At 72.0% G+C, this 25501-nt stretch carries 21 protein-coding genes; 11 read left to right on the top strand and 10 right to left on the bottom strand.

Features of this window, described 5'->3' with window-relative positions:
- Positions 1-3 precede the first annotated feature (3 nt).
- From ACIQPR_RS28165 to ACIQPR_RS28150, 4 genes are all read right to left on the bottom strand, one after another.
- Complete coding sequence (locus ACIQPR_RS28165) at positions 4-1629, bottom strand: protein kinase (protein WP_403653736.1); 1626 nt, start codon at positions 1627-1629, stop codon at positions 4-6.
- 45 nt (positions 1630-1674) lie between these two features.
- Positions 1675-3342: a sulfite exporter TauE/SafE family protein gene (locus tag ACIQPR_RS28160; protein ID WP_403653733.1), complete on the bottom strand. Its 1668-nt coding sequence runs from the start codon at positions 3340-3342 to the stop codon at positions 1675-1677.
- Entirely contained in the window at positions 3339-5165 is a 1827-nt protein-coding gene (locus ACIQPR_RS28155; RefSeq protein ID WP_403653730.1) for a tetratricopeptide repeat protein, read from the bottom strand. Before ACIQPR_RS28155 ends, ACIQPR_RS28160 begins: the two co-directional genes overlap by 4 nt.
- 122 nt (positions 5166-5287) lie before the next feature.
- On the bottom strand, positions 5288-6826 hold the full coding sequence (locus tag ACIQPR_RS28150; RefSeq protein WP_403653727.1) for a DUF4331 domain-containing protein: 1539 nt from the start codon (positions 6824-6826) through the stop codon (positions 5288-5290).
- Positions 6827-7076: 250 nt separating this feature from the next.
- On the opposite strand from ACIQPR_RS28150, the gene ACIQPR_RS28145 reads away from it, so the two are divergent.
- The 3 genes from ACIQPR_RS28145 (at position 7077) to ACIQPR_RS28135 (ending at position 8845) form a co-directional block, all read left to right on the top strand.
- Positions 7077-7619 carry a sigma-70 family RNA polymerase sigma factor gene (locus tag ACIQPR_RS28145; protein ID WP_403653959.1) on the top strand — a complete coding sequence of 181 codons (543 nt, stop codon included), beginning with the start codon at positions 7077-7079 and terminating at the stop codon, positions 7617-7619.
- Complete coding sequence (locus ACIQPR_RS28140; protein WP_403653724.1) at positions 7616-8452, top strand: anti-sigma factor domain-containing protein; 837 nt, start codon at positions 7616-7618, stop codon at positions 8450-8452. Before ACIQPR_RS28145 ends, ACIQPR_RS28140 begins: the two co-directional genes overlap by 4 nt.
- A 126-nt stretch (positions 8453-8578) precedes the next feature.
- Positions 8579-8845 (top strand): hypothetical protein, encoded by a 267-nt coding sequence (locus ACIQPR_RS28135; protein ID WP_019066227.1) that lies wholly within the window; start codon positions 8579-8581, stop codon positions 8843-8845.
- Positions 8846-8887: 42 nt separating this feature from the next.
- Here the strand turns inward: ACIQPR_RS28135 and ACIQPR_RS28130 are convergent, their stop codons facing one another.
- The 3 genes from ACIQPR_RS28130 to ACIQPR_RS28120 are packed head-to-tail and all read right to left on the bottom strand — an operon-like array spanning position 8888 to position 11855.
- Positions 8888-10096, bottom strand: coding sequence for a CaiB/BaiF CoA transferase family protein (locus tag ACIQPR_RS28130; RefSeq protein ID WP_403653721.1), 1209 nt, complete (start codon positions 10094-10096; stop codon positions 8888-8890).
- A gap of 35 nt (positions 10097-10131) precedes the next feature.
- Positions 10132-10914 (bottom strand): ABC transporter permease, encoded by a 783-nt coding sequence (locus tag ACIQPR_RS28125; protein WP_403653718.1) that lies wholly within the window; start codon positions 10912-10914, stop codon positions 10132-10134.
- Positions 10911-11855: an ATP-binding cassette domain-containing protein gene (locus ACIQPR_RS28120; protein WP_403653715.1), complete on the bottom strand. Its 945-nt coding sequence runs from the start codon at positions 11853-11855 to the stop codon at positions 10911-10913. Before ACIQPR_RS28120 ends, ACIQPR_RS28125 begins: the two co-directional genes overlap by 4 nt.
- Before the next feature lie 63 nt (positions 11856-11918).
- Between ACIQPR_RS28120 and ACIQPR_RS28115 the strand changes: the two genes are divergently transcribed.
- Positions 11919-12635 (top strand): TetR/AcrR family transcriptional regulator, encoded by a 717-nt coding sequence (locus ACIQPR_RS28115; RefSeq protein WP_403653712.1) that lies wholly within the window; start codon positions 11919-11921, stop codon positions 12633-12635.
- Here the strand turns inward: ACIQPR_RS28115 and ACIQPR_RS28110 are convergent.
- From ACIQPR_RS28110 to hmgA, 3 genes are read right to left on the bottom strand one after another with little or no spacing between them, the layout of a single operon-like run.
- Positions 12632-13795, bottom strand: coding sequence for a type ISP restriction/modification enzyme (locus tag ACIQPR_RS28110; RefSeq protein WP_403653709.1), 1164 nt, complete (start codon positions 13793-13795; stop codon positions 12632-12634). The genes ACIQPR_RS28115 and ACIQPR_RS28110 overlap by 4 nt on opposite strands.
- Before the next feature lie 12 nt (positions 13796-13807).
- Positions 13808-14560, bottom strand: a complete 753-nt coding sequence (locus ACIQPR_RS28105; protein WP_403653706.1) for a GntR family transcriptional regulator — start codon at positions 14558-14560, stop codon at positions 13808-13810.
- 60 nt (positions 14561-14620) lie between these two features.
- Complete coding sequence (gene hmgA, locus ACIQPR_RS28100; RefSeq protein ID WP_403653702.1) at positions 14621-15940, bottom strand: homogentisate 1,2-dioxygenase; 1320 nt, start codon at positions 15938-15940, stop codon at positions 14621-14623.
- Positions 15941-16108: 168 nt separating this feature from the next.
- Here hmgA and ACIQPR_RS28095 point away from each other — a divergent pair, with 168 nt between their 5' ends.
- The 7 genes from ACIQPR_RS28095 to ACIQPR_RS28065 all read left to right on the top strand — a co-directional run bounded on the left by ACIQPR_RS28095 (position 16109) and on the right by ACIQPR_RS28065 (position 25494).
- Entirely contained in the window at positions 16109-16672 is a 564-nt protein-coding gene (locus tag ACIQPR_RS28095) for a hypothetical protein (protein ID WP_403653700.1), read from the top strand.
- A 64-nt stretch (positions 16673-16736) separates the two neighbouring features.
- Positions 16737-17357 carry a TetR family transcriptional regulator gene (locus ACIQPR_RS28090; RefSeq protein WP_403653697.1) on the top strand — a complete coding sequence of 207 codons (621 nt, stop codon included), beginning with the start codon at positions 16737-16739 and terminating at the stop codon, positions 17355-17357.
- A 116-nt stretch (positions 17358-17473) separates the two neighbouring features.
- Positions 17474-19714 (top strand): molybdopterin oxidoreductase family protein, encoded by a 2241-nt coding sequence (locus tag ACIQPR_RS28085; protein WP_403653694.1) that lies wholly within the window; start codon positions 17474-17476, stop codon positions 19712-19714.
- Between the two features lie 122 nt (positions 19715-19836).
- Positions 19837-21282, top strand: a complete 1446-nt coding sequence (locus ACIQPR_RS28080) for a CitMHS family transporter (protein WP_403653692.1) — start codon at positions 19837-19839, stop codon at positions 21280-21282.
- Between the two features lie 23 nt (positions 21283-21305).
- The gene (locus ACIQPR_RS28075) at positions 21306-22532 is read left to right on the top strand and encodes an MFS transporter (protein ID WP_403653689.1); all 1227 of its coding nucleotides are present in this window, start codon (positions 21306-21308) and stop codon (positions 22530-22532) included.
- Between the two features lie 156 nt (positions 22533-22688).
- Entirely contained in the window at positions 22689-24023 is a 1335-nt protein-coding gene (locus ACIQPR_RS28070) for an ABC transporter ATP-binding protein (protein ID WP_403653686.1), read from the top strand.
- An 82-nt stretch (positions 24024-24105) separates the two neighbouring features.
- Positions 24106-25494 carry an aldehyde dehydrogenase family protein gene (locus ACIQPR_RS28065; protein ID WP_403653684.1) on the top strand — a complete coding sequence of 463 codons (1389 nt, stop codon included), beginning with the start codon at positions 24106-24108 and terminating at the stop codon, positions 25492-25494.
- Positions 25495-25501 lie beyond the last annotated feature (7 nt).

The following is a 25501-nucleotide window of genomic DNA, read 5'->3' as shown; positions in this document are numbered from 1 at the left end:
GGCTCAGCCGCCGGAAGGCGACGCCGAGTCCGACGCGGAGGCCCCGTCCGACGGGGTCTCCGTCAGGCAGGTCACCGAGAACGGCACGGAGTTGGACGTCACCCGCACCGGACTGCGGACCTCGACACTGATCTCGTTGCGGAACGTCCCGCTGTTCGAGTACGTCGTCAGGAACACCCGGTCCTGCTTGGTCTTCCCGCCGCCCGAGGGGAACGAGAGCGTCTTCCACCCGGGGTCGGAGACCGAACCGCTCTTCAGCACCCACCGGTAGGACACCTCGGCGGGCAGCCGCCCCACCGTGAAACTCGCCGTGAAGGTCGGCGCGTCCGTGTTCGACGGCGGACAGCTCCCGGAGTAGTCCGTGTTGGCGCCCGCCACGGACACCTGAACCGACTGCGGCGCCGCCGAGGACTTGCCGGCGCTCGGGCTCGGCGTCTCGGCGGCGGTCGTCGTCTCGCTGCTCGGACTGGGCGAAGTCCCGTCCGAGGGCTGGCTCTTGGGGGTGCTCGCGCCCTTGCCCGCGTCGGCGTCCCCGGTGTCCCGGTTCAGCAGGGCGTACGTCAGCCCGCCGATCGCCAGGGCCAGCGCGAGCACACCCGCGACGATCACCAAGGCCGCCCGCCGGTTGCGGTGCGGTTCGTCCGCGGCCGTGGGCGTGGGCGTCGTATAGGAGGGGGGCGGCGGCCCGAAGCCCCGCACCGGCTGTGGCGGCGTCCGTTCGTCGGACGCGGAGAAGTCCTGCGGATACCCCGCCATCGTCGGGGTGTACGGAGCCGTGGGCGCGGTGCTTCCGTGAGGCGTGCCGCCCGCCGCGACCAGCCGCAGGTCCCGCTCCGCCTGCTCGGCCGTCAGCCGCTCGGCCGGGTCCTTGCGCAGCAGCCCCTCGATCACCGGGGCGAGCGGTCCCGCCCGGTGCGGGGTGGGCAGGTCCTCGTCGACGATCGCGCGCAGCGTGCTCAGCGGGGTGTTCTGCCGGAACGGCGAACTGCCCTCGACCGCCGCGTACAACAGCACGCCCAGCGCCCACAGATCGGACTCGGGACCGGGCGTACGGCCCAACGCCCGCTCCGGAGCAAGGAATTCGGGCGAGCCGATGACCTCGCCGGTCATGGTGAGCGCCGAACTGCCCTCGACCATCGCGATACCGAAGTCCGTCAGCACCACCCGGCCGTCGTTCGACATCAGCACATTGGCCGGTTTCACATCGCGGTGCAGCACCCCGGCGTCGTGCGCGGCGCGCAGCGCGGCCAGCACCTCGGCACCGATGTGCGCGGCCCGCTGCGGGGTCAACGGCCCCTCGGCGTCCAGGAGATCGGCCAGGGACACACCCCGCACCAGCTCCATGACGATCCAGGGGCGGCCGTCCTGCATCGCCACGTCGTACACCGTCACCACATTGCGGTTGGCGACCCGCGCGGCGGCCCACGCCTCGCGCTCCAACCGGGCGTACATGCGCTCCACGTCACCGGAGGCGAGTCCGGCCGGCGCGCGCACCTCCTTGACGGCGACCTCGCGTTGCAGCACTTCGTCGCGGGCCCGCCAGACCGTTCCCATGCCCCCCTCGCCGAGGGGGGACAGCAGCCGGTAGCGGTCCGCGATCACACGTTCAGTGCCCGGTTCTTCGGGCATGGGCACTCCCCATTCACATCCGGGCCGATCCTCCACAAACGTAGCTCAGCCGAGTGCGGATGCCGCCCCCTTGAGCACCAGACCGACCCCCAGGGCGACGACGACGAACGCCGACATCAAGGGCAGGGTCCGGCGGACCAGCACGGCCGTGGGGCTGGTGGTCCAGCGGGGGCGCCGGTCCAGCACCCGGTTCATCCCTGTACCCAGCTTCACGACGGCGAATCCGGCGGCCGTGAGGGTGAGGGCGAGCCCGACGCCGTAGGCGACGACCAGCAGCAGCCCGAACCAGGCCTGGCCGAGCGCGGCGGCCCCCACGAGGACGACCACGGCGGACGGGCTCGGCACCAGCCCGCCGGCGAAGCCGAGCAGGATCGTGCCGCGCAGGGTGGGGGCGGTGGAGTGGGTGTGCGTGAAGCCGCCGTGCGTGTGCTCCACGGTGGAGTCGTGGCCGTGGTCGTGCTCGTGAGGGTGGTCGTGGTCGTGAGGGTGCGGATGGGAGTGGTCGTGCCCGTGGTCGTGGCTGTGGCTGTGACCGTGGGCATGGTCGTCGTCGTGGCTGTGCGGGTGCGGGTGTGCGTGGGGCTCCGCGTGGGCGGCGGCCAGGACCAGCTCGCGCGCGGGGGACTTCGCGGGCTCGTGCACATGTCCGGGTGAACTGGCCTGTGGGCGCGGGCGGTTGCGCCAGGCGCGGCGGACGAGGTTGCCGCCCGCGAAGAGCACCAGGACACCGCTCGCGAGGCCCAGCCAGGCGATCACCGAGGGCGTCGCGGCGGAACCGGCCGTGACCAGGAGGCCCAGGGCGATCACGCCGAGGGTGTGGGTGACCGTGACCGAGGCGGCGAGCGGGAGCACGTCCTTGAACCGGGCGCGGCCGCCCCGGGCCGCCGCCGTGGCCGCCATCAGCGTCTTGCCGTGACCGGGGGCGAGCGCGTGCATCGCGCCCAGCACGACCGAGAGGAGCAGGGCGAGGGCGGCGAAGCCGACGGTGAGATGCTGCCGGGCCACCAGGTTGCTCAGCGCCTCCGTCCAGCGGTCCACACCGCGCGGGAGGATCGAGGCGGCGGTGTCCGACCCCGACCGGGCGTCGTCGGTGAGAGCCGGACCACCGGGACGCGCGCGCAGCGACGCCTTGGTGATGTCGGCGGGCGAGGAGAGCAAGTCCTTGGGATAGCTGGTCAGTTCGTGCGAGACCGACTTCTTCGGTACGTCCGTCCCGGTGAGCGTCATCCGGTCGGCCTGCGCGGTGATCTCCCGCCAGCCGGGTCCGGTGGTCAGGCCCGCGCTGTGGAAGCCGAGGGCGACCGTGCCGCCCTTGGGCAGCGGTGCCGTCGAAGAGCACTCCACCCGCAGGGTGTTGAGCCCGGCCTGCCCGGGCCGCAGCCGCGCCGTACTCGTGCCGGGCGTGAGCGCGACCGTACGTCCGTCGACGGTGACCTTGCTGCCCTCGGCGGCCTTGTCGCAGCGCTCCCGGGCCCACTCGGTCATGCCCAGCCGCTTGATGTCCGGCTTGGCCTGGGTCGCCGGGATCTCCGCGAGGTCCTCGATGTGCGTGACGCGCAGCACGCCGGGGGCGACGACGAGACCGTCGTAGCGGTTGACGGTGAAGTTGCCCAGCGGGTGCGCGCTCGCGGTCGCGGCCGGGACCAGCAGGAGCGCGCCGGCGGCCGTGAGGACGGCCGCGGTGGACGCCAACAGACGCCGGAGCGGCCTCACTTGGCGGCCTCCAGCGCCTTGCGGGCCTTGCTCGCGCCGAGCGGGGAGAAGCCCGGGTTCAGCTTCAGGGCCTTGGTCAGGTGGGCGCGGCCGTCCGCCGTGTGACCGGTGGCGATCTCGATCATGCCGAGGTGGTAGATGAACGACGCGTTGCGGTAGCCGGTGGCCGTGGCCTGACGGGCGTAGGGGAGGGCCTCCTTGTCGAGGCCGTTGACGTGCAGGGCCCAGGCCAGGGCGTCCGCCGTGTGCACGGTGTGCCGACGGGCCCACTCGGCGCGGGCGGCCTTCAGCGCCGACTTGATGTTTCCGTGGTCGGCGGCGGCGAGCGCGGTGTCCAGGTCGGCGTTGACGCCGTTGGCGCGGGCCAGGGCGATCCAGGCGTCGACGAGGGCGTACTGGTTGTCGGCCTTCGTCCTGTCGCCCGCCGCGCCCCGGCTCTCGTACAACTCGCCCAGTTCCACCAGGGGTTGGGGGAGCGGATAGCGGGAGACGACCAGTTCCATGCCCTTGATGGCCTCGGCGCGGTCGCCCAGGGCGGCCTGGGCGCGGGCGCGGCCCTCCAGCGCGGGGAGGTAGTTCTCGTCGGCGGCGAGGGCGCGGCTGTAGTCGTCCAGCGCGGCCTTGTAGTCGCCCTGGTTCCAGTCGAGTTGGCCGAGCGTCCAGGCCACGTACGAGATGTCGCCGGGCGAACTGGCGACGGAGAGCGCGCGCTCCAGCACGCTGCGGGCCCCGGTGACGTCACCGCGCAGCTCACGCACGTACGCGAACCGGGTGAAGACCGGGATGCCGGGCTTGCGGGCGTCGGCGAGGTCGGCGGCCTTCGACGCGTCGGCGTAGCGGCCGAGTTCGACGAGCGCGTCGATACGGGAGCACAGGGCGTCCTCGCTGTACGGGTTCTCCTTCAGGACCCGGTCCGCGTAGCCGAGTGCCTCCGCGAACTCGTGCCGGGCGGCGGCGAGCGCGGCCCGGCCCTCAAGGGCGTTCTCGTTGTCCGGCGAGATCTTCAGCGACCGCGTGAAGGCGGCCTGTGCCTGCGGGTACCGGGAGGGGTCGCCCTTGGTCCTGGCCTGCTCGACGTAGGCCAGCCCGAGCGTCGCCCAGCCGTCGAAGTCCTTCGGCTGGCCCCGGAGATGGGCCTGAAGCGCGGCGATGCTCGCGTCCAGGCTGCCGCCGGCCAGCAGGTCCGGCGACACGGCACTCGACACGGCCGCCGCGCCGGTGGCGCCGTTGTCCTTCGCCGCGCCGATCGCGATGGCCGCACCGGTCATCGCCACGGCCAACAGGGCGGCGCATCCGGCGAGTCGGACGACCCGCCAGCGACGGCCGGCGGCGCCCAGTCGGCGCACGGCGGCGACGCGATCGTCCGCGCCGGCCCCTTCGGGCGCGCCGGAGTGATGGGCGTGATCACCGTGGTCGTGGTCGTGGGGGTGCGGGTGGTCATGGTCGTGAGAGTGGGGGTGTGGGTGGGGGTGGTCGTGCCCAGGCGATGGGGCTGCGGCTTCTGGTGCGGCCTCGGGGGCGGCTTCGGAGTCTGACTCGGAGTCGGCCTCGGAGTCGGTCATGCCTTCGGAACTGGCCTTTGTGTCCTGGGAGTCGGCCTTGGTGTCCTCGGAACTGGCCCTGTTGTCCTCGGAACTGGCCTCGGTGTCCTGGGAGTCGGCTTCGAGGTCAGGGCCGTTGCCGGGCTTGTCCTCGCCCCCGCCCTCGCCCTCGTGCTCGTTCTCCGCCCACACCCGCTCCCACTCCCGTTCCCGCTCCGCCGCCACCGGCGTCGCGCCGGGCTCGCCCTCCGTCGGCTCGTTGTCGTTCTCGCGCGGGGCCATGCCGTTCCTCCATCGCCTGGGGTGGTTCAAGTGCCGTACTGCCGTGGGGGGTTGTCACGCAGGGGTGGCGCGGCCCGCACCGTGGGGGAAGTAGCTGTGCGGGCCGCGCCAGTCGGTGGGGGTCAGTACGGGCGGTGGCTCATCCTGCGGCGCCACCACGCCACGCCCGCGCCGATCAGCAGGACGCCGGCCACACCCGAGGCCGCCGACGCGGTGATCAGCATCATGTTGTTGCTGGAGGACGAGCCCGCCGGCTGCAACGCGTCGCCCAGCTGGTTCTTGACGTCACTGCCGCTGCTCGTGCCCTTGGCGAGCGGGCCGCGCGAACCCGAGGTCGGCTCGGCGACGTAGGGGAAGTACTTCTCGAAGCCCTTGTCGTTCTTGTCGACCGCGTCGCCCAAGTCGTTCTTGGAGCCGACGAGTTCACCCTCCATGACCTGGAGCGCCTCGTCGATCACGTCGTCGGTCAGCCGACGCCCGTTCGGGAAGCCCGCGTTGTCGCCGTCGAGGACACCGAGCCGCTTGGGGTGCGCGGTCGGCGGGATCGACGTGTTCAGGCGCAGCATCTCCGACGGCTTGCTGTACGGCTGGAGCGTGTTGAGGTCCTTGACGCCCGTGAGGAACACGCTGACGAGGTCGTTGCGCGGCTCCTTCGGAGCCTTGATCTTGTAGATCGACTCGATGAGCTTCGGCAGTTCCGGGTTGGTCACGTTCTTCAGGAACTGCGCGTCGTCCTTGGGCTGGGACGCGTTGAACTTGTCCTTGTCCTTCTGCGGGTTGACGACCTCGTTGACCAGCGGGTTGCCGAGGCGCGAGACCTGCGTGTAGTAGCCCTGGGCGTTCTTGCGCTGGGTCGTCGAGTAGATGCCGACCGTCGGGTGGTTCTTCGACTGCCGGATCAGGTCGTTGGGCACCTGGAGGGCGATCGTGTTGACGTTGTAGCCCTTGAGCGTGTCGTTGCCGACCTCGCTGAGGTTGCCGCCGTACAGCAGGTCGAAGACGCGCAGGTCGGCGAAGAACGGGTCGTCGGCCTGGCCCGCGAAGGTCGCGCCGCCGTTCGCCGTCTTGTAGATCGCCTGCGAACGCAGCTTGGCGTAGTCGGGCATCGACGCCTTGCCGACGTCGGAGGGCGCGACGGGGATGTCGTCGGCGATCTTGGTCTTGTAGACCTGCTTGCCCTTCTTGAGCTTGATCAGCTCGACGTCGTACGACTGCGTGACGTTCAGGTCGGGGTCGGTGAGGCTGGTGACCGGGCCCGTGTTGTAGAGGAACGTCTTCTTGTTCTTGATCTGGGTGTCGAAGGTGTAGCGGAAGATGAAGTCGTCCAGCGCGTCACCGTCGTTGTCGATGTGCAGGTCGTACTGGGCGTCGTCCGCGAACTGGTAGAAGTTCGGGCCGCCGGCGGGCTCCTCGAACGGGATCCAGTTCGCCACGATGGTGGTGGTGTTCGGCTTGTCCGGGCTCACGAACGCGTAGAGGTCCGTGTTGTCGTACTGGGGGGTCCCCGAGATGAGGGGCGCCTCCCGGTGGGAGGAGGCCGAGGCCACTCCCGGTTCCAGCGCGGCCGTGCCGGCGGCTGCGAGCCCTCCGGCGGCGAGCGCGCCACATATGAGGGCCGCGAGCTTCCTGCGTCCCGCACCGCTCCTGGAGATAGGTGTCATGCCGTCCGTCCTCAGTGCCAACTTGCCTGACGCTCGGGGATTCGGAGCTGGTGCCGGGCCGGATTGGTCGAACGCGAAAAGTTTTTTTTGGTGTGCCGCAATCCAGGTCGTGACCCGCGTTTTAGGTCCGCTGATCCGTACCCATCCGTAGAGGCATCCGCTGCGAATGCCTCGTGTGACGGGATGCGAAGTGACAGACCGCGTGCGGTCGAAGAGGAGGGGCCGCGTGCGGTCGACGAGAGGCGGACGGGTGGGGGCGGACGAACTCCTGGTCCAGGTGGCCGGAGGGGACCAACAGGCCTTCGAGGAGCTGTACGGACTGGTGTCCGGGCCTGTGTTCGGACTGGTGCGCCGCGTGGTGCGCGACCCCGCCCAGTCCGAGGAGGTCTCCCAGGAGGTGCTGCTCGAACTCTGGCGTTCCGCCGCCCGGTTCGACCCCCGCCGCGGCAGCGCCCTGTCCTGGGTCCTCACACTCGCCCACCGCCGGGCCGTCGACCGGGTGCGCAGCGCCCGCGCGGCCGTCGACCGGGAGCAGCGCGAGGCCCGCCGCTCCCACAACCCGGCCTTCGACCAGGTGACCGAGGAGGTCGAGGCGGGCCTGGAACGGCAGTTGGTGCGCCGCTGCCTGGACCGGCTGACCACCCTGCAACGGCAGTCCGTGACCCTCGCCTATTACGACGGCTATACGTACCGTGAAGTGGCCGAGCGGCTCTCGCTGCCGCTGGGCACGGTCAAGACCCGTATGCGTGACGGACTCACCCGGCTGCGCGACTGCCTGGGAGGTGCCGCATGAGCGTCTTCGCCCGACTGTTCGGCCGGGGCGATCTGCACTCGCTGGCCGCCCCCTACGCCCTCGACGCCCTCGAACCCGGTGAGCGCCGCGAGTTCGAGAAGCACCTCAGGAACTGCGAGCGCTGCGCCGAGGACGTGCGCGCCCTGACCGAGGACGCGGTCCGGCTGGCCTGGTCGACGGCCGCCCAGCCGCCGCCCGCGATGCGCGACCGGGTGCTGTCCGCGATACGCAACACCCCCCAGGAGTCCGGGCCGTTGCGCGAGCACGGCCGGGAGCGGAGGGGGTACACGCCCCGGCTGCCGGCCCATGTGTGGGGCGCGGAACCGCTGGCCTCGTCCCGCGCGCGGGTGCCCCAACGGCGGCCGTTCTTCGTGCCGTTCGCCACCGCCACGGCCGCCGCCGCCCTCGTGGTGGCCTCGCTGTTCGCCGTGCAGGCGAACAAGGCACAGGACAAGCTGGACGCGGCGCAGTCGCAGTCGCGTGAGATCGCACACGTTCTCGCGGCCCCCGACGCCCGTGCGACCACCGGCGCGGACACCTCGGGCCGGAGCATCGGCGTCATCGCCTCCGCGTCGGAGGGGCGCGCGGTCGTCACCCTGAGCGGATACGGTGCGCCGCCGAGCGGGCGCGTGCGTCAACTGTGGCTGATGCGCCCCAACGCGCAACCGCGCTCCCTCGGGCTCTTCAAGGACGACACGCCCTTGGTGACCACCGGACTCGACAAATCAGCAACATCACTCGCAGTGACCGTCGAGCCCGACGGGGGCTCACCACAGCCCACAACGCAGCCAGTTGTCCAACTCGCCCTGAAATCTGTTGGATTCGGAGAGTAATCAAGGAGGGGTCGTCAACGCCCTTACGGGGAAGGTGAATCCTGAGACCTCGATACACGAGTGCCCGGTTGGGGCGATAGGGTTACCCTGCCCGGGCCGGGTGGACTCGTACGGGTGGGGAGTGACATGGAACAGATAGTGCGCAGTAGGGCAAGGGTCCCTGCGATCACGTGCGGGAGCAGCGCGACCAGTTCGCGCCTCGACCGCCATCTCTCGGTGCTGGGCGGCCCCGTCGTCCCGCAGCGCGAGACGGCAGAGGCGACTTCGCTGATGCGCGAGCTCACCTCGCGCGACACCACGCAGGAACGCAGCGCCAGGGGCGCGCGGGTGAGCCGGGTCTCGCTCTTCGCACCGCTGCGCAGGCTGCGCCGTTCGCTCTTCGGCGGACGCTGAGCAAGTCCTCGGCGTCCCCGGGGAGTTCCCGGGGGCCCGCGCTCAGGACGCCACACCGTCCCGGCGCAGTGCTGCGATCTCGACGTCCGCCATCCCCACGGCACGCAGCAGCGCCACGGTGTGCTCCCCGAGCGCGGGCACGTCACCCATCCGTGCCTCGCCTCCGCCCGGCAAGGTGATCGGTGGCAGCAGCGCCCGCAACGGCCCGACCGGCGAACCCACCTCCCGCCACCGCTCCCGGGCCGCCAACTGCGGGTGCTCCGCCACCTCTTGCACGTTCCTGAGCCGCGCACAGGCCACATCCGCGCGCTCCAGCCGCAGTACGGCCTCGTCGGTGGCCAGCCCACCCAGCACCGCACCGACGAGGGCGTCCGTGCGCTCCCGGTTCACCACCCGCTCCGCGTTGGTCGCGAAGTCCGGGTCGGTGCCCAACTCCGGCCGCCCCAGCAGCTGTTCCGCCAGCCGCCGCCACTCCCGGTCGTTCTGCACCGCGAGCAGCACCTGCCCGCCGTCCGCCGTGGGATAGACGTCGTAGGGCGCGATGACGGCGTGCGCGAGTCCCGTGCGCGCCGGGGGAGTTCCGCCGTGCATCGTGTGATGCAGCGGATGCCCCAGCCACTCCACGACCGCGTCCAGCATCGAGACCTCGACGGGACCGCCCCGCCCGGTGGTACCGCGCCGCACGAGTGCCGCCAGCACACCGGAGAACGCGTACATCCCGGCCGCGATGTCGGCCACCGGGATGCCCGCCTTCACCGGCCGCTCCGGCGTCCCGGTCACCGACACCAGCCCCGCCTCGCACTGCACGAGCATGTCGTAGGCCCGCTTGTCCGCGTACGGCCCCGACGCGCCGTAGCCCGAGATGTCCACGGCGATCAACCGGGGGTGCTCCTCGCACAGCGTCGCCGCGTCGAGCCCGAGCCGGGCGGCGGCCCCGTGCGCGAGGTTCTGCACGAACACGTCCGCGTCCGCGACCAGCCGCCGTACGACGGCCAGCCCGCGCGGGTCCTTCAGGTTCAGCGCGATCGACTCCTTGCCCCGGTTGCACCACACGAAGTGCGAGGCCAGACCGCCCGCCGCGGTGTCGTAGCCGCGCGCGAAGTCACCGCCGTCGATCTGCTCGACCTTGATCACCCGGGCGCCCAGATCGGCGAGTTGACGGGTGGCGAAGGGGGCCGCGACGGCCTGTTCGACGGCGACGACGGTGACGCCCTCAAGGGGCGGCGGCAGGGGCTCCATGCCAGGGATCATGTCCCGCGCCCGGCCGCTTTGTCATGCGGGGACGCTCAGCGCCCGCCGCGTGCGTACCGGCGTACGGCGAGCGGCGCGCACCCGGCGATCAGCGCCGCGCACCAGGCCAGCGAGCCGGCGATCGGATGGGCGACCGGCCAGGCGGCGCCCTCGGGCACGGGCGAGTTGCCGAACAGGTACCGCAGGGCCGTGGTCACCGCGCTGAGCGGGTTCCACTCGGCCAGCGCGCGCAGCCAGCCCGGGAGCCGGTCGGTGGGGATGTACGCGTTGGACAGCAGCGGCAGCATGAAGGTCGCGCTGCCCAGCTGGCCGGCCGCCTCCTCGCTGCGGGAGGCGAGCCCGAGCAGGATGCCGACCCAGGTGCAGGCGAACCGGAACAGCAGCAACAGGCCCACAGCGGCGGCGGCTCGGGCCACCGGCCCCTCGACCCGCCAGCCCACCGCGAGGCCGACCAGCAGGAACGGCACGGTGCCGACCGCCGTGACGACCAGATCGGCGCCCGCCTGCCCGAGCGGTACGGCGGCCCTGCTCATCGGCAGGGTGCGCAGGCGGTCGCTCACGCCCCGGTGCGCGTCCTGGGCGGCCTGGAACATGCCGGTCATGATGCCGTTGGCGGCGGTCGCGACCAGCAACCCCGGTACCAGGTAGGAGCGGTAGGCGTCGCCGGGCATCGCCAGCGCGCTGCCGAAGACGTACCCGAAGAACAGCAGCATGGTGATCGGCATGGTCTGGGTGAGGATCGCCAGCGCCGGGTTGTTCCGCACCCGCCGCAGCTGCCGGCCGAGCATCGCACCGCCGTCGTACGCCAACGCGCTCATGCCACGGCCTCCTTGCGGTCGGTCAGGCGCAGGAACACGTCGTCGAGGGTCGGTGGGCGCATGCGCGCGTCGAGCAACGGCACGCCCGCCGCGTCGAGTTCGCGGACCAGCCGGGGCAGGGTGAGGGTCGGGTCGCCGGTGACCGCGCCGACGGTGTTGCGCTCGCGGTCGAAGGACGGCTCGGCGCCCGTGAGCCGGTCGAGGACGCCGGCCGCGTCCGGCAGCGCGTCCGCGTGCGCGACGACGACCTCGGCGTAGGTGCCGATGAGCGCCTTGAGTTGGGCCGGTGATCCGCTGTGCGCGACCCGCCCCCGGTCCACCAGGGCGATGTCGTCGGCGAGTTGGTCGGCCTCCTCCAGATACTGCGTGGTCAGCAGCACGGTCGTCCCCTCTCTCTTCAAGTCCCTTACGGAGTCCCAGATCCGGTTGCGGCTGGCCGGGTCGAGGCCGGTCGTGGGTTCGTCCAGGAACAGCACGTCGGGGCGTCGTACGAGACTCGCCGCCAGGTCGAGGCGGCGGCGCATCCCGCCGGAGTAGGTGGACGCGGGCCGGTCGGCGGCCTCCGTCAGACCGAACCGGTCCAGCAGTTCGGCGGCCCGCTCCGCCGGTCCGCGCACCCGGTGCAGGCGGGCGAACAGCCGCAGGTTCTGCCGGCCGGTGAGGTCGCCGTCGACCGACGCGTACTGCCCGGCCACGCCGATCCGGCGCCGGACGGCCGAAGCCTCCCGGACCAGATCGTGCCCGGCGATCCGCGCGGAGCCCGCGTCGGGGCGCAGCAGCGTGGTGAGCAGCCGGACGGCCGTGGTCTTGCCCGCGCCGTTGGGCCCGAGCACTCCGCAGACCGTGCCCCGCGCCACCGCCAGGTCCAGCCCGCGCAGGGCGTGCACGGCGCCGAAGCGCTTCTCCAGACCTTCACTAAGTACAGCGTACGTAGTAGTCATGGGCCGACCATAGCGCACTACGTACGGTGTACGTAACTAGGATGGTGGTCGAGGTGATGATCGATGGCGGACCGGGCGGCCGTACCCGAAGTGATCTGGGCGCGTCCCGAGCGGGCGGGGCGCGGGCCCAAGCCCGCCTACCGTCGCGCGGACATCGCGGCGGCGGCCGTGCGGATCGCCGACGACGGCGGGCTGGACGCGGTGTCCATGCGCCATGTCGCGGCCGAGCTGGGGTGCGGCACGATGTCGCTCTACAACTACGTCCCCCGTAAGGAGGACCTGTACGAGCTGATGGTCGACGCGGTCAGCGGCGAGCACGAGGAGTGGGAGCCGTCGGGGGACTGGCGGGCCGACATGCTCCGGGTCGCGCATCAGACGCGCACGCTGATGCACCGGCACCCCTGGCTGCCCCGGCTGATGTCACCCGTGTACGGCTTCAGCCCGAACGCGCTGCGGTACCTGGAGCACTGTCTCGCCTGTCTCGATCCGGTCGAGGCGACCTACGGCACGAAGATGCAACTCGTCGGGCTCCTCAACGGAGTGGTGACGATGTACGTCACGAACGAGCTGGCCACCGCCGAGCGGTCCCGGTCCCTGCCCTGGTCCGAGGAGCGGGAACACGCCGTGCGGATCGCGTACTTGGGGAGTCAGATCGCGGGCGGGGCCTATCCGCGGATGGCGGCGGCGTTCACGGAGGACCCGGGGCCCATCGACCTGGACGCGGTGTTCGGCATGGCGTTGGCGAAGGTGCTGGACGCCTTCGACCCCGAGCGCGGCTAGATCAGGGCGAACTGGCCCTCCGGGCCCTCCTCGTGGTGGTCGAGGACCGACGCGGGGTGGAGGGCCGACTCCGGTGCCGGGAGGATTCCCGCCGCGCGCAGTTCCGCCGCCGTGATGTGGTCCCGTACCTCCAACTCCTCCTGCCGCGGCCTGAGTTCCGCCAGCAGTGCCAGCACCGTGATCAGCTCCAGCAGTTCCGACGTCCACGTCTGTGGCCAGGCCGTGGGGCGGATCGCGGCCAGGGTGCCCGGTCCGGCGGACTCCGTGGTGCGGGAGGCGAACCACTCCTCCAGGACGCGCACCCCGCTCACCTCGAAGTCCCAGGACTCGGGCGGTACCGGGGAGATGCGGCCCTCGTCCAGATGGAGGGTCTCCTCGTCGCGGTCGTAGTGGAGGGTGAGGGGGAGCGACGGCAGCGGGGCGCGGACGTAGGGGCGTCGGCCGCCGGGGAGTTTGGGACGGTCGCCGTCGTGGCGGGTCAGCCGCAGCACGCGGTGGCCCAGTTCGACGCCGTGGGACCAGAGTTCGGCGTCCGGTGTCAGGGGGACGGTGGGGCCGGGGCGGGCCGTCGCCACTGTCCAGGCGAGGAGGTCCACGGGTGTGGGGGAGTGGCCCAGGCGGGTGGCGAGGTGTTCCAGCAGGCCCGGTGCCAGATTCGGTTCGGTGCCGCCGGGGCGGCGGTACAGCGGGCGGACGCGGCCGGGGCGGAGGACCGGCAGGCGCGAGGACGTGAGGACGGCGGGCCCCGCGGTGTTCGGTGACGTCTCCACCACGAAGACCTGCTGCTCGTCCGCCACCCGCCACAACTCCGGGCGGGCCGAGTCGATCAGACGGTGGTCGGGGATCAGCCACTGCTCGTCGAAGGGCGCGTGCAGGACGCGGACCGGTTCGGGGCAGGGGCCGGTGGCGCGGACCAGTCTCTCCGTGCCGCTGGACTGGCCCGGGAGCTGGGTCACCGCCGAGTGCAGGGTGCGGGCGCGGCTGGGCTCGAACAGGGTTTCCCGGTCCGGGAGTTCGGCCTTGAGCAGGGCGTCCCAGCGGGCCCGCAGGCTCGCCGCGTCGGGTGCCGTCGGCCACCCCCGGCCGAGCCGGACCGGTGCGACGGACCACGGCATGAGGTCCGCGAGCGACGGAGCGTCGTCGTGCGTCACGCTCGGCATCGTACGACGACCTCAGTTCGCCACGTCGAGGGTGACCGAGAAGGAGAAACGGTCCCCCCGGTAGTGGATGACGGCCACGTCCAGGACCCTGCCCCGGGTGTCGTAGGTGATGCCCGTGTAGTGCAGGATCGGGCTGAGGAGCGGGACCTGGAGGAGCCGGGCGGTCTCCGGGTCGGCGAGGCGGGCCTCCACGGTGTCCGTGATGCGGCTGATGTCCGCGCCGACGACGTCCCGCAGGACCTTGGTCATCGGCCGGCGGATCAGCTCGTCCGGGTCGAGACGGGCGGCCAGTTCGGGGCGGATGTGGTTGCGGGCGTGGTTGGTTGGCTCGCCGGTCCGCTCGTCGCCGCGCAGCCGGTGGTAGGCCGCCACCTCGGTCAGGTCGGGGAAGTGCGCGGCGAGTTCGGGCGGTACGGGGACCGTGCCGTGGTCCAGGAGTTCGGTCGTCATCCCGGACTGCTGGGCCACGATCGCGTCGACCGAGCCCAACAGCCGTACCGGAGTGGCCCGTCGGGCGTCCGGCTCGATGAACGTGCCGCGGCGGCGGTGACGGGTGATCAGCCCCTCGTCCTCCAGCTCTTTCAGCGCCTGCCGCATGGTGAGCACGCTGACGCCGTAGTGCCCCGCGAGCTGTTCCTCCGTGGGCAGCCGCAGCGGGTCCTGGGGCGAGCGGCCGAGTATCGAGGCGCGCAGGGACTGCGACACCTGGTACCAGAGCGGCAGCTTGCGGTTCAGGACGATCGAATCCGGGGCGAAGGAGGTCACGGGGCCATCCGTACCGGTCGGGAGGGATCAGTGCAAGGGCCGTAGGACGGTGGCGATCTGTCAGCGGGTGGGGCGGAAGTGGCGCTCCAGGCCCCGCCATACGTCGTCGTAGGCCGGCTGGAGGTGGTCGGCCCGGGCCGCCTGGGCGGTGGCCGTGACCGGCCAGCGGGTCTCGAACATGAACGCCAGGCCGTCGTCGATCCGCTGCGGGCGCAGCTCGGCGGCGCTCGCGCGGTCGAAGGTCTCCCGGTCCGGCCCGTGCGCCGACATCATGTTGTGCAGCGAGCCGCCGCCGGGCACGAAGCCCTCCGCCTTCGCGTCGTAGGCGCCCTCGACGAGGCCCATGTACTCGCTCATCACGTTCCGGTGGAAGTAGGGCGGCCGGAAGGTGTCCTCGCCCACCAGCCAGCGCGGGGCGAACACCACGAAGTCCACGCCGGCCAGGCCCGGGGTGTCCGAGGGGGACGTCAGCACGGTGAAGATCGACGGGTCCGGGTGGTCGTAGGAGATGCTGCCGATCACGTTGAAGCGACGCAGGTCGTAGGCGTACGGCACATGGTTGCCGTGCCAGGCGACGACGTCGAGCGGGGAGTGGTCGTAGGTCGCGGTCCACAGGTTGCCGCAGAACTTGTTGACCACCTCCACCGGGCCCTCGACGTCCTCGTAGGCGGCGACCGGCGCGCGGAAGTCCCGGGCGTTGGCGAGGCCGTTGGCGCCGATCGGACCGAGGTCGGGGAGCTGGAAGGGCGCCCCGTAGTTCTCGCACACATATCCGCGGGCTGAAGCGTCCAGCAGCTCCACCCGGAAGCGCACCCCACGGGGGATCAGCGCGACATGGCCCGGCTCCGCGCACAGGAGCCCGAACTCCGTGCGCAGCAGCAGCCCGCCGCGCTCCGGGACGATCAGCAGCTCGCCGTCCGCGTCGCTGAAGACCCGGTCCATGGAGGCGTCGGCGTGGTAGAGGTGCACGGCCATGCCGGTGCGGGTGGTCGCGTCGCCGTTGCCGCCCAGGGTCCACAGGCCGGCCAGGAAGTCGGTGCCGGGCGCGGGCGCGGGCAGCGGGTCCCAGCGCAGCCGGTTGGGGTCGGGCACCGACTCCGTGAAGGGCGCCGTACGGATCGCGCCGTTGTCGACGCGCGTGAAGGGCGGATGCGCGGCCGAGGGGCGGATGCGGTACAGCCACGAGCGCCGGTTGTGCGCCCTCGGTTCGGTGAACGCCGTACCGCTGAGCTGCTCGGCGTAGAGCCCGAGCGGTGCGCGCTGCGGGGCGTTGCGGCCCTCGGGCAGCGCGCCCGGCACCGCCTCCGAGCTGTGTTCGTTCCCGAAACCGGTGAGGTGGGTCAGCCCCTCGGCGGCCTTGCGGACGTCCCCAGCGCTCATCTCTGCTCCTCGTCCTCCACGCCGTCTGATTCCTATGTATCACCGTAGGATTGCGGTTTCCCGGGCGCAAGGGGACGACGCGGGTCCGGGGAAAATCCGACTTCCGGAGGTGCGGAACCAGCCTCAAGGGGGATCCGGCTGTCGGACCGGTGTTCTAGTCTCCCCGGCATGTCGTGGTCACGCGCACTTCTCACCGCGTTCGCGGTCTGTGCCCTGCTGCTGGGCGGGTCGGCGGGCTGCGACTCCGGCGGTGCCCGGGGGAGGGCCGGCGAGCGGGTCTCCCCGTCGCCGGTGGGCAAGGTGCTCGACCACACGGACGAGCAGGGCCGGCACTACCGCGAGGTGAACAAGAAGGGCGCGCCCGAGGTCCGCGTCGAGGTGGAGCCCGACGCCACCGACGACAGCTGGGACGTCCGGCTGACCGTCCACGACTTCCGCTTCTCGCCCTCCGGCGCGAAACCGGTCGCGGTGGCCGGCCGCGGCACCGTCCGCCTCCTGGTGGACGGCCGCACCGTCGCCCGGCTGCGCGTCCCCGAGTACCGCCTCGCCTCGGGCCTCGTCCCGCACGGCACCCACCACGTCACCGCCCGCCTCTACGCCGACGACGGCACGGTGTGGGCCGTGCACGGCAAGCCGGTGGAGAGCACGGCGGACATCACCGCGTCGGCGGCCCAGGCCACCCCGGACGGCAGCGGGACGTCCGGTTCCGCGTCGGCAGGGGGGCCGGAATGAGTGCTAGGGGCACCCAGTTCCGTACTGAGGTGCGCGCTTCTCCTGACCGCGGCGGAAAGGCATCATGAAGCCCGTGCCCCACACGACATCGCTCCGTCGCGCGCCCGTGCAGCGGCGCAGCGCCGAACGGCTGACCAGGATCCTCGACGCCTGCGCCGACCTCCTCGACGAGGTCGGCTACGACGCGCTGAGCACCCGGGCCGTGGCCGTGCGCGCGGGTGTCCCCATCGGCTCGGTCTACCGCTTCTTCGGCAACAAGCGGGCGATGGCCGACGCCCTCGCCCAGCGCAACCTGGAGCGCTACACGGAGCGCGTCACCGAGCGCCTCAGGGCCGCCGGCGGCGGGGAGGGGTGGCGGGCGGCGGTGGACGCCGTCCTGGACGAGTACATCGCCATGAAGCGCACGGCGCCCGGCTTCTCCCTCGTCGACTTCGGCAACCAGATCCCGGTCGGCTCGGCCCGCGAGGAACCCAACCACCGTGTCGCCGACCGCCTCACCGACCTGCTCTCCGGCTACCTCGCGCGCGAACCCGACGAGGACCTCCGCCGCACCTTCCTGATCGCGGTCGAGACCGCCGACTCCCTCGTCCATCTCGCCTTCCGGGTCGCTCCGGAGGGCGACGAGAAGGTCATCGAGGAGACCCGGGCCCTGCTGCGGGCCTATCTGGCGCGGGTCCTGGACTGACCCGGGCCGCCCGGCCGGCGCGCGGGTGTCCGACCTCGCCCCGGCGTCCCCTCGCCACCGTCCGTACCGGTCGGTATGCTCGCCGGGACGTGGCAACACCGCCCCTGGGAGGCCCCGTGTCCCGCACCGCTCTGCGTATCTGCCCCCTGTGCGAAGCCACCTGCGGGCTGACCCTCACCATCGAGGGCACCCGGGTGACCGGCGCCCGGGGCGACCGCGACGACGTGTTCAGCAAGGGGTTCATCTGCCCCAAGGGCGCCTCCTTCGGTGCCGTCGACGGCGACCCCGACCGGCTGCGCACCCCCCTCGTCCGCCGCGCCGGCGAACTGCGCGAGGCCACCTGGGAAGAGGCCTTCGACGCGGTCGCCGCGGGCCTGCGCCCGGTCGTCGAGCGGTACGGCCCGCACGCCGTCGGAGTCGTCCTCGGCAACCCCAACGTCCACACCATGGCCGGCGCCCTCTACCCGCAGGTCCTCCTCGGCGCCCTCGGCACCCGCAGCGTCTTCACCGCCTCCACGGTCGACCAGATGCCCAAACACGTCTCCTGCGGCCTGCTCTACGGCGACGCCAACGCGATCCCGGTGCCGGACCTCGACCGCACCGACCACCTGCTCCTCATCGGCGCCAACCCCCTTGAGTCCAACGGGAGTCTGTGCACCGCCCCCGACTTCCCCGGCAAGCTCAAGGCGCTCAAGGCGCGCGGCGGCACCCTCACCGTCATCGACCCGCGCCGCACCCGCACCGCCAGGCTCGCCGACCGGCACATCGCGGTCCGCCCCGGGACCGACGCCCTGCTGCTCGCCGCGATGACCCACGTCCTCTTCGACGAACACCTCGTGGAACTCGGTGAGTTGGCCCCGCACGTCCAAGGTGTGGACGAAGTGCGCGAGGAAGTACGGGAGTTCACCCCGGAGGCGGTGGCGGAGGCCTGCGACGTGACCCCCGCCGAGATCCGCGCCCTCGCCCGCGAACTGGCCGCCGCTCCAACCGCGGCCGTCTACGGCCGGATCGGCAGCTGCACCGTCCCGCACGGCACCCTCGCCAGCTGGCTCGTCGACGTCCTCAACATCCTCACCGGCAACCTCGACCGGCCCGGCGGCGCCCTCTTCCCGCAGGCCGCCACCGACCGGACACCCCGGCCCGCCGGACCCGGCCGCGGCTTCGCGCTCGGGCGCTGGCACTCCCGGGTGAGCCACTACCCGGAAGCCAAAGGGGAGTTGCCGCTCTCCGCGCTCGCCGAGGAGATCGACACCGCGACCGCCGAGGGCGAACCGATCCGCGCGCTCATCGCCGTCGCCGCCAACCCCGTACTCTCCGCACCGGACGGCACCCGCCTCGACAAGGCCCTGGACTCGCTCGACTTCATGGTGAGCGTCGACCCGTACCTCAACGAGACCGCCCGCCACGCCGACGTGGTCCTCCCGCCGCCCCCGCCCGCCCAGAGTCCGCACCACGACTTCGCGTTCAACACCCTCGCTGTCCGCAACCAGGTCCGCTACTCCCGCCCGGCGGTCCCGCTGGAGCCCGGCCGGATGGCCGAGACCGAGATCCTGGCCCGGCTGATCCTCGCCGCCACCGGCATGCACGGCGCCGACCCGGCCGCCGTCGACACGATGGTCGTCGACCAGACCCTCGGCAAGGCCGTCAAGGACCCCGACTCGCCCGTCCACGGCCGCGACCCGCGCGAGCTGGCCGCACAGCTCACCGGCGACACCGGCCCCGAGCGCCGGCTCGACCTGATGCTGCGCCTGGGCCCCTACGGCGACGGCTTCGGCGCACGACCGGACGGACTCACCCTCCGGCGACTCCTCGCGCAGCCGCACGGCATCGATCTCGGCCCCCTGGCGTCCCGCCTGCCGCAGCCCTTGAAGACCCGGAGCGGGAAGGTCGAACTGCTGCCGCGGCCGATCGCCGACGACCTGCCCCGGCTCCGGCAGGCCATGGGCGAGCGCGCCGCCGGACTCGTCCTCGTCGGCCGCCGCCACCTCCGTTCCAACAACAGCTGGATGCACAACGTGCCCGCCCTCACCGGCGGCACCAACCGCTGCACCCTGCACATCCACCCCGAGGACGCCGAGCGCCTCGGCGTGGTCGACGGAGCGCCGGTCCGGGTGAAGGGCGCCGGGGGAGAGGTGACCGCCCCCGCCGAGATCACGGACGGCCTGCGACGCGGTGTGGTGAGCCTCCCGCACGGCTGGGGACACGACCGCCCCGGCACCCGGCTCACCCACGCGGCCACCGACCCGGGCGTCAACGTGAACCAGCTGCTCGACGGCAGTCTCCTCGACCCGCTGTCGGGCAACGCGGTGCTCAACGGAGTGCCCGTGGAAGTGGCCGCACTCAATACACCACTGTGACCTGGAATTCTGCGCTTATTGCTCGCACGTCAACATCTTGTTAACGCCGCTTTGCGCGACCTAACGTCGTCGGACCGCCGCCCCTGGTGGGAGTTCAAAGGCGAACGTTAGGTGTTCCACTCATGCTGACCATCCTCGGCTTCGCCATGATCGCGACCTTCCTGGTCCTGATCATGTTGAAGAAGATGTCGCCGATCGCGGCGCTCGTCCTGATACCGGCGCTGTTCTGCGTCTTCGTCGGAAAGGGCGGCAAGCTCGGCGACTACGTCCTCGACGGCGTCACCAGCCTCGCGCCCACCGCGGCGATGCTCATGTTCGCGATCGTCTACTTCGGTGTGATGATCGACGTGGGCCTGTTCGACCCGATCGTGCGGGGCATCCTGAAGTTCTGCAAGGCGGACCCCTTGCGCATCGTGGTCGGCACCGCCGTCCTCGCCGCGATCGTCTCCCTGGACGGCGACGGCTCGACCACCTTCATGATCACCGTCTCGGCGATGTACCCGCTGTACAAGCGCCTGAAGATGAGCCTGGTCGTGATGACCGGTGTCGCCGCGATGGCCAACGGCGTGATGAACACGCTCCCTTGGGGCGGCCCGACGGCCCGTGCCGCCACCGCTCTCAAGCTCAACGCCAGCGACATCTTCGTCCCGATGATCCCGGCCCTCGCCGTGGGCCTGCTCGGCGTCCTCGCCCTCGCCTACGTTCTGGGCCGTCGCGAGCGCAAGCGGCTCGGGGTGCTGACACTGGACGAGGTGCTGGTCGAGGAGCCCGCGGAGCCGGAGACGGTCCTCGTGGGCGCCGGCGGCGGGGACGCCACCAAGCGGGCGCGGACCGGCGGTTCGGGCTCCGGCAACGGCTCCGGCATCGGCTCCGGCACGAACACCGGCACCGGAACCGATGCCGAACTGCCCGGCGCGGACGGGGGATTCCAGGGCCTGGACCCGCACCGGGCGACCCTGCGGCCCAAGCTCTACTGGTTCAACGCGCTGCTCACGGTCACCCTGCTCACCGCCATGATCATGGAGTGGCTGCCGATCCCGGTCCTCTTCCTGCTCGGTGCCGCCCTCGCCCTGACCGTCAACTTCCCCCACATGCCGGACCAGAAGGCCCGCCTCGGCGCCCACGCCGAGAACGTCCTCAACGTCTCCGGCATGGTCTTCGCCGCAGCCGTCTTCACCGGCGTCCTGACGGGCACCGGCATGGTCGACCACATGGCGACCTGGCTGGTCGACAACATCCCCGACGGCATGGGCCCGCACATGGCCTTCGTCACCGGCGTGCTCAGCATCCCGCTCACCTACTTCATGTCGAACGACGGCTTCTACTTCGGCATCCTCCCCGTGCTCGCCGAGGCCGGTCAGGCACACGGCGTCTCCTCCCTGGAGATCGCCCGCGCCTCCCTCGTCGGCCAGCCCCTGCACATGTCGAGCCCGCTGGTGCCCGCCGTGTACGTCCTGGTCGGCATGGCCAAGGTGGAGTTCGGCGACCACACCAGGTTCGTGGTCAAGTGGGCGGCCCTGACATCGCTCGTCGTCCTCGGGGCAGGAATCCTGTTCGGCATCATCTGACCCACACGACAAGGGACTTCACCATGGCGCCCGGCAGGAACCGCGGCTGGCTGCTCCGCCTCGTCATCGCCTTCGGCTTCGCGCAGGGGGCGGTGTCGATGGCCCGCCCGGCGGTCTCCTACCGGGCGCTCGCCCTCGGCGCCGACGAGCGGGCGATCGGAGTCATCGCGGGCGTGTACGCGCTGCTCCCGCTGTTCGCCGCCGTACCGCTCGGCCGCCGCACCGACCACGGCCGCTGCGCGCCGCTGCTCCCCGTGGGTGTCCTCCTGATCGCCGGCGGCTGCGCGCTGAGCGGACTCGCCGGCTCCCTCTGGGCGATGGCGCTGTGGAGCGGGGTGATGGGCCTGGGCCACCTCTGCTTCGTGATCGGCGCCCAGTCGCTGGTCGCCCGCCAGTCCGCACCCCACGAACAGGACCGCAACTTCGGCCACTTCACCATCGGCGCCTCCCTCGGCCAGCTCGTCGGGCCGATCGCGGCGGGCGCGCTGATCGGCGGCCCCGACATGGCCGGCACCAGCGCGCTCGCGCTGCTCGTCGCGGGTGCGGGCGCCGCCGTCGCGTTCACGTCCCTGTGGCGCATCGAGGACCGTACGGCCGTCAAGTCCCGTACCCGGCAAGGCGATCGGGTGCCCATGCGGAGCATCCTCGGCGCCCGGGGCGTGCCCGCGGGCATCTTCGTCAGCCTCTCCGTGCTGTCCGCGACCGACATCCTCACCGCCTACCTCCCGGTGGTCGGCGAACACCGGGGCATCGCCCCCTCGGTGATCGGCGTGCTGCTCAGCGTCCGCGCGGCGGCCACCATCGCCTGCCGGCTGGTCCTCACCCCGCTCCTGCGACTCCTCGGCAGGGCCGCCCTGTTGACCGCGACGTGTCTCCTCGCGGGCGTGCTGTGCGCGGGCATCGCGCTGCCGGTCCCGGTCTGGGCGATCGGCCTGATGCTCGCCGTCCTCGGCTTCTGCCTCGGCGTCGGCCAGCCCCTGTCCATGACCACCGTCGTGCAGGCCGCCCCCGACGACGCCCGCTCCACCGCCCTCGCCCTGCGCCTCACCGGCAACCGGCTCGGCCAGGTCGCCGCGCCCGCCGCCGCGGGCCTCGTCGCCGGAGTCGCGGGCGTGGCCGCGCCGTTCGTGCTGCTCGGCACGCTGCTGGTGCTCTCGGCCGGGGTCGCGCTGCGCTCACCGGCGAGACCGGCCCGCGAGCGGCGGCGGATCAGGCCGGCCGACACCCCGGCGGCGCGCCGCACTCCCTGAACGTGATCGTCCGTTTTCTCACCACCCGGACCGACCCGCCCGATCCCGTCCGGTCTCTTCCCCCGGGCGCGCACATTCCGTTAACTTCCGTGACTCACAAGCCTCGTACGACCCGTACGAGGTGATCCGATCGCGGAGCCCCCGGGGGCACTCGTCATGACACGCGCCATCTCCCTGCACGACGTGAGCAAGGCCTACCCGCGCGGCCCCCGCGTGGTGGAGCGGTTGTCGCTGGACATCGCGCCGGGGGAGTTCCTCGTCCTGCTCGGGCCGTCCGGGTGCGGCAAGTCGACCGTGCTGCGCATGATCGCGGGCCTGGAGGAGATCACCGAGGGAGAGCTCAGACTCGACGGCGAGTACGCCAACGAACTCGCCCCCTCCGACCGGGACATCGCGATGGTCTTCCAGAACTTCGCCCTCTACCCGAGCATGACCAGCCGCGACAACATCGGCTTCCCGCTGCGCATCGAGTCCCCCGGCGCCGACCCGCGCCCCCGCGTGGACGCCACCGCCCGCATGCTGGGCATCGAGGAACTCCTCGACCGCTTCCCCGGCCAGCTCTCCGGCGGCGAACGCCAGCGCGTCGCCATGGGCCGGGCCATCGCCCGCCACCCCTCCGCGTTCCTGATGGACGAGCCGCTCTCCAACCTCGACGCCAAACTCCGCAACCACCTGCGCGCCGAAATCTCCTCCCTCACCCGGAAGTTGGGCGTCACCACGGTCTACGTCACCCACGACCAGGCCGAGGCCATGTCGCTCGGCGACCGGGTCGCCGTGCTGCGCGGCGGGGTCCTCCAGCAGGTGGGCAGCCCCCGCTCGGTGTACGCGCTGCCCCGCAACGTCTTCGTCGCCGCCTTCATCGGCACCCCGCGCATCAACCTCCTGCGCGGCCTGGTCCGGGCCCCGTTGGACGGCGCGATGACCATCAGCCTCGGCAAGCAGTATCTGCGGCTGCCCGAACCCCTGTGCCTGGACCACCAGTTGCTCCGCGTCCAGCAGGGCCGCGAGGTCATCGTGGGGCTGCGCTCCGAGGCCGTCCGGATCGCCAAGCCGTCCGCCGCCCGCCCCGGCGAGGTGGCGATCAGCGGCCTGGTCGAGCACGTCGAGTTCCAGGGGCACGAGGTCCTCGTCCACTTCGACACCGGCTCCCGGCCCGCCGTCGTACCGGACCTGGAGGCCCCGCGCCCCACCCGGCCGGTCCGGCGCCGACGGCGCGAGGGCGGGGTCCTGGGCCGGCTGCGGGAGCGCGCGGGCGTGCTGCGCGCCGGACCGGTGGTCGTACTGGACCACCCGGCGGACACCGAGCCCGAGCTGGTCCCGCCCGAGGGCCGGCTCCCCGGCGATCTCGTGGTGCGCACCACCCCCGACATCCGGCTCCGCCACGGCATGCAGGTCCCGCTCCTCGTCGACATCGCCCACCTGTTCGTCTTCGACCAGCACGGCGAACGGATCTCCCCGTCCCCGGCGCGGCTGCCCGACCTGGACGAGTGAGGACCGGAGATCTCTGGCGCCCGAAAACTAACACCGCTAGTTTGTGAGGTGGACGACGCAGTCACGCCCGGGAGGCAGCACGATGAAGGCACACGACGGCATGTACATCGACGGCGCCTGGCGCCCCGCCGCGAGCGGGGAGACCATTGACGTGGTCAACCCGGCCGACGAGCAGGTGATCGACCGCGTCCCGGCCGGCACCGCCGCCGACATCGACGCCGCCGTCCGCGCCGCCCGTGCCGCCCTCCCGGGCTGGGCCGCCACCCCGCCCGCCGAACGGGCCGCCCGCCTGGCGGAGTTGCGGGACGTGCTCGTGACCCGCAAGGACGAGATCGCCGAGACCGTCACCGCCGAACTCGGCTCCCCGCTCGCCTTCTCCCAGGCCGTCCACGCGGGCGTGCCGATCGCGGTCGCGGGCTCCTACGCCGAACTCGCCGCGACCCACGTCTTCGAGGAGAAGGTCGGCAACTCGACCGTCCACCACGAGCCGATCGGCGTGGTCGGCGCGATCACCCCCTGGAACTACCCCCTCCACCAGATCGTCGCCAAGGTCGCCCCGGCGCTCGCGGCCGGCTGCACCGTCGTGCTCAAGCCCGCCGAAGACACCCCGCTCACCGCCCAGTTGTTCGCGGAGGCGGTCGACGAGGCGGGCGTCCCGGCCGGGGTCTTCAACCTCGTCACCGGCCTCGGCCCGATCGCGGGCCAGGCCCTCGCCGAACACCCGGGCGTCGACCTGGTCTCCTTCACCGGCTCCACGGCGGTCGGCCGACAGATCGGGGCCACCGCGGGCGCCGCGATCAAGAAGGTCGCCCTGGAACTCGGCGGCAAGTCCGCCAACGTCATCCTCCCGAGCGCCGACCTCGCCAAGGCCGTCAACGTCGGCGTCGCCAACGTGATGTCCAACTCCGGCCAGACGTGCAGCGCCTGGACCCGCATGCTGGTCCACCGCGACCAGTACGACGAGGCGGTACGGCTCGCGGCCACCGCGGCCGTCAAGTACGGCGACCGCATCGGACCGGTCGTGAACGCCAAGCAGCGCGCCAGGGTGCGGAGTTACATCGAGCAGGGGGTGGCGGAGGGCGCCAGGCTGGTGGCCGGCGGCCCCGAATCCCCCTCCGGACAGGGCTACTTCGTCAGCCCCACCGTCTTCGCCGACGTGACCCCCGACATGACGATCGCCCAGGAGGAGATCTTCGGCCCGGTCCTGTCGATCCTCCGCTACGACGACGAGGACGACGCCGTGCGCATCGCCAACGGCACGGTCTACGGCCTCGCGGGCGCGGTCTGGGCCGGTGAGGAGGCCGAAGCGGTGGCCTTCGCGCGGAGGCTGGAGACCGGGCAGGTCGACATCAACGGCGGGCGCTTCAACCCCCGTGCCCCGTTCGGGGGTTACAAGCAGTCGGGCGTGGGCCGGGAACTCGGCGCGCACGGCCTCTCCGAGTACCTCCAGACCAAGTCCCTCCAGTTCTGAGGAGCGT

It is taken from the genome of Streptomyces sp. NPDC091280 (assembly GCF_044768565.1).
Taxonomy (GTDB): domain Bacteria; phylum Actinomycetota; class Actinomycetes; order Streptomycetales; family Streptomycetaceae; genus Streptomyces.
The sequence above is the reverse complement of the archived record's forward strand: the minus strand, read 5'-3'. Positions and strand labels throughout refer to the sequence as shown.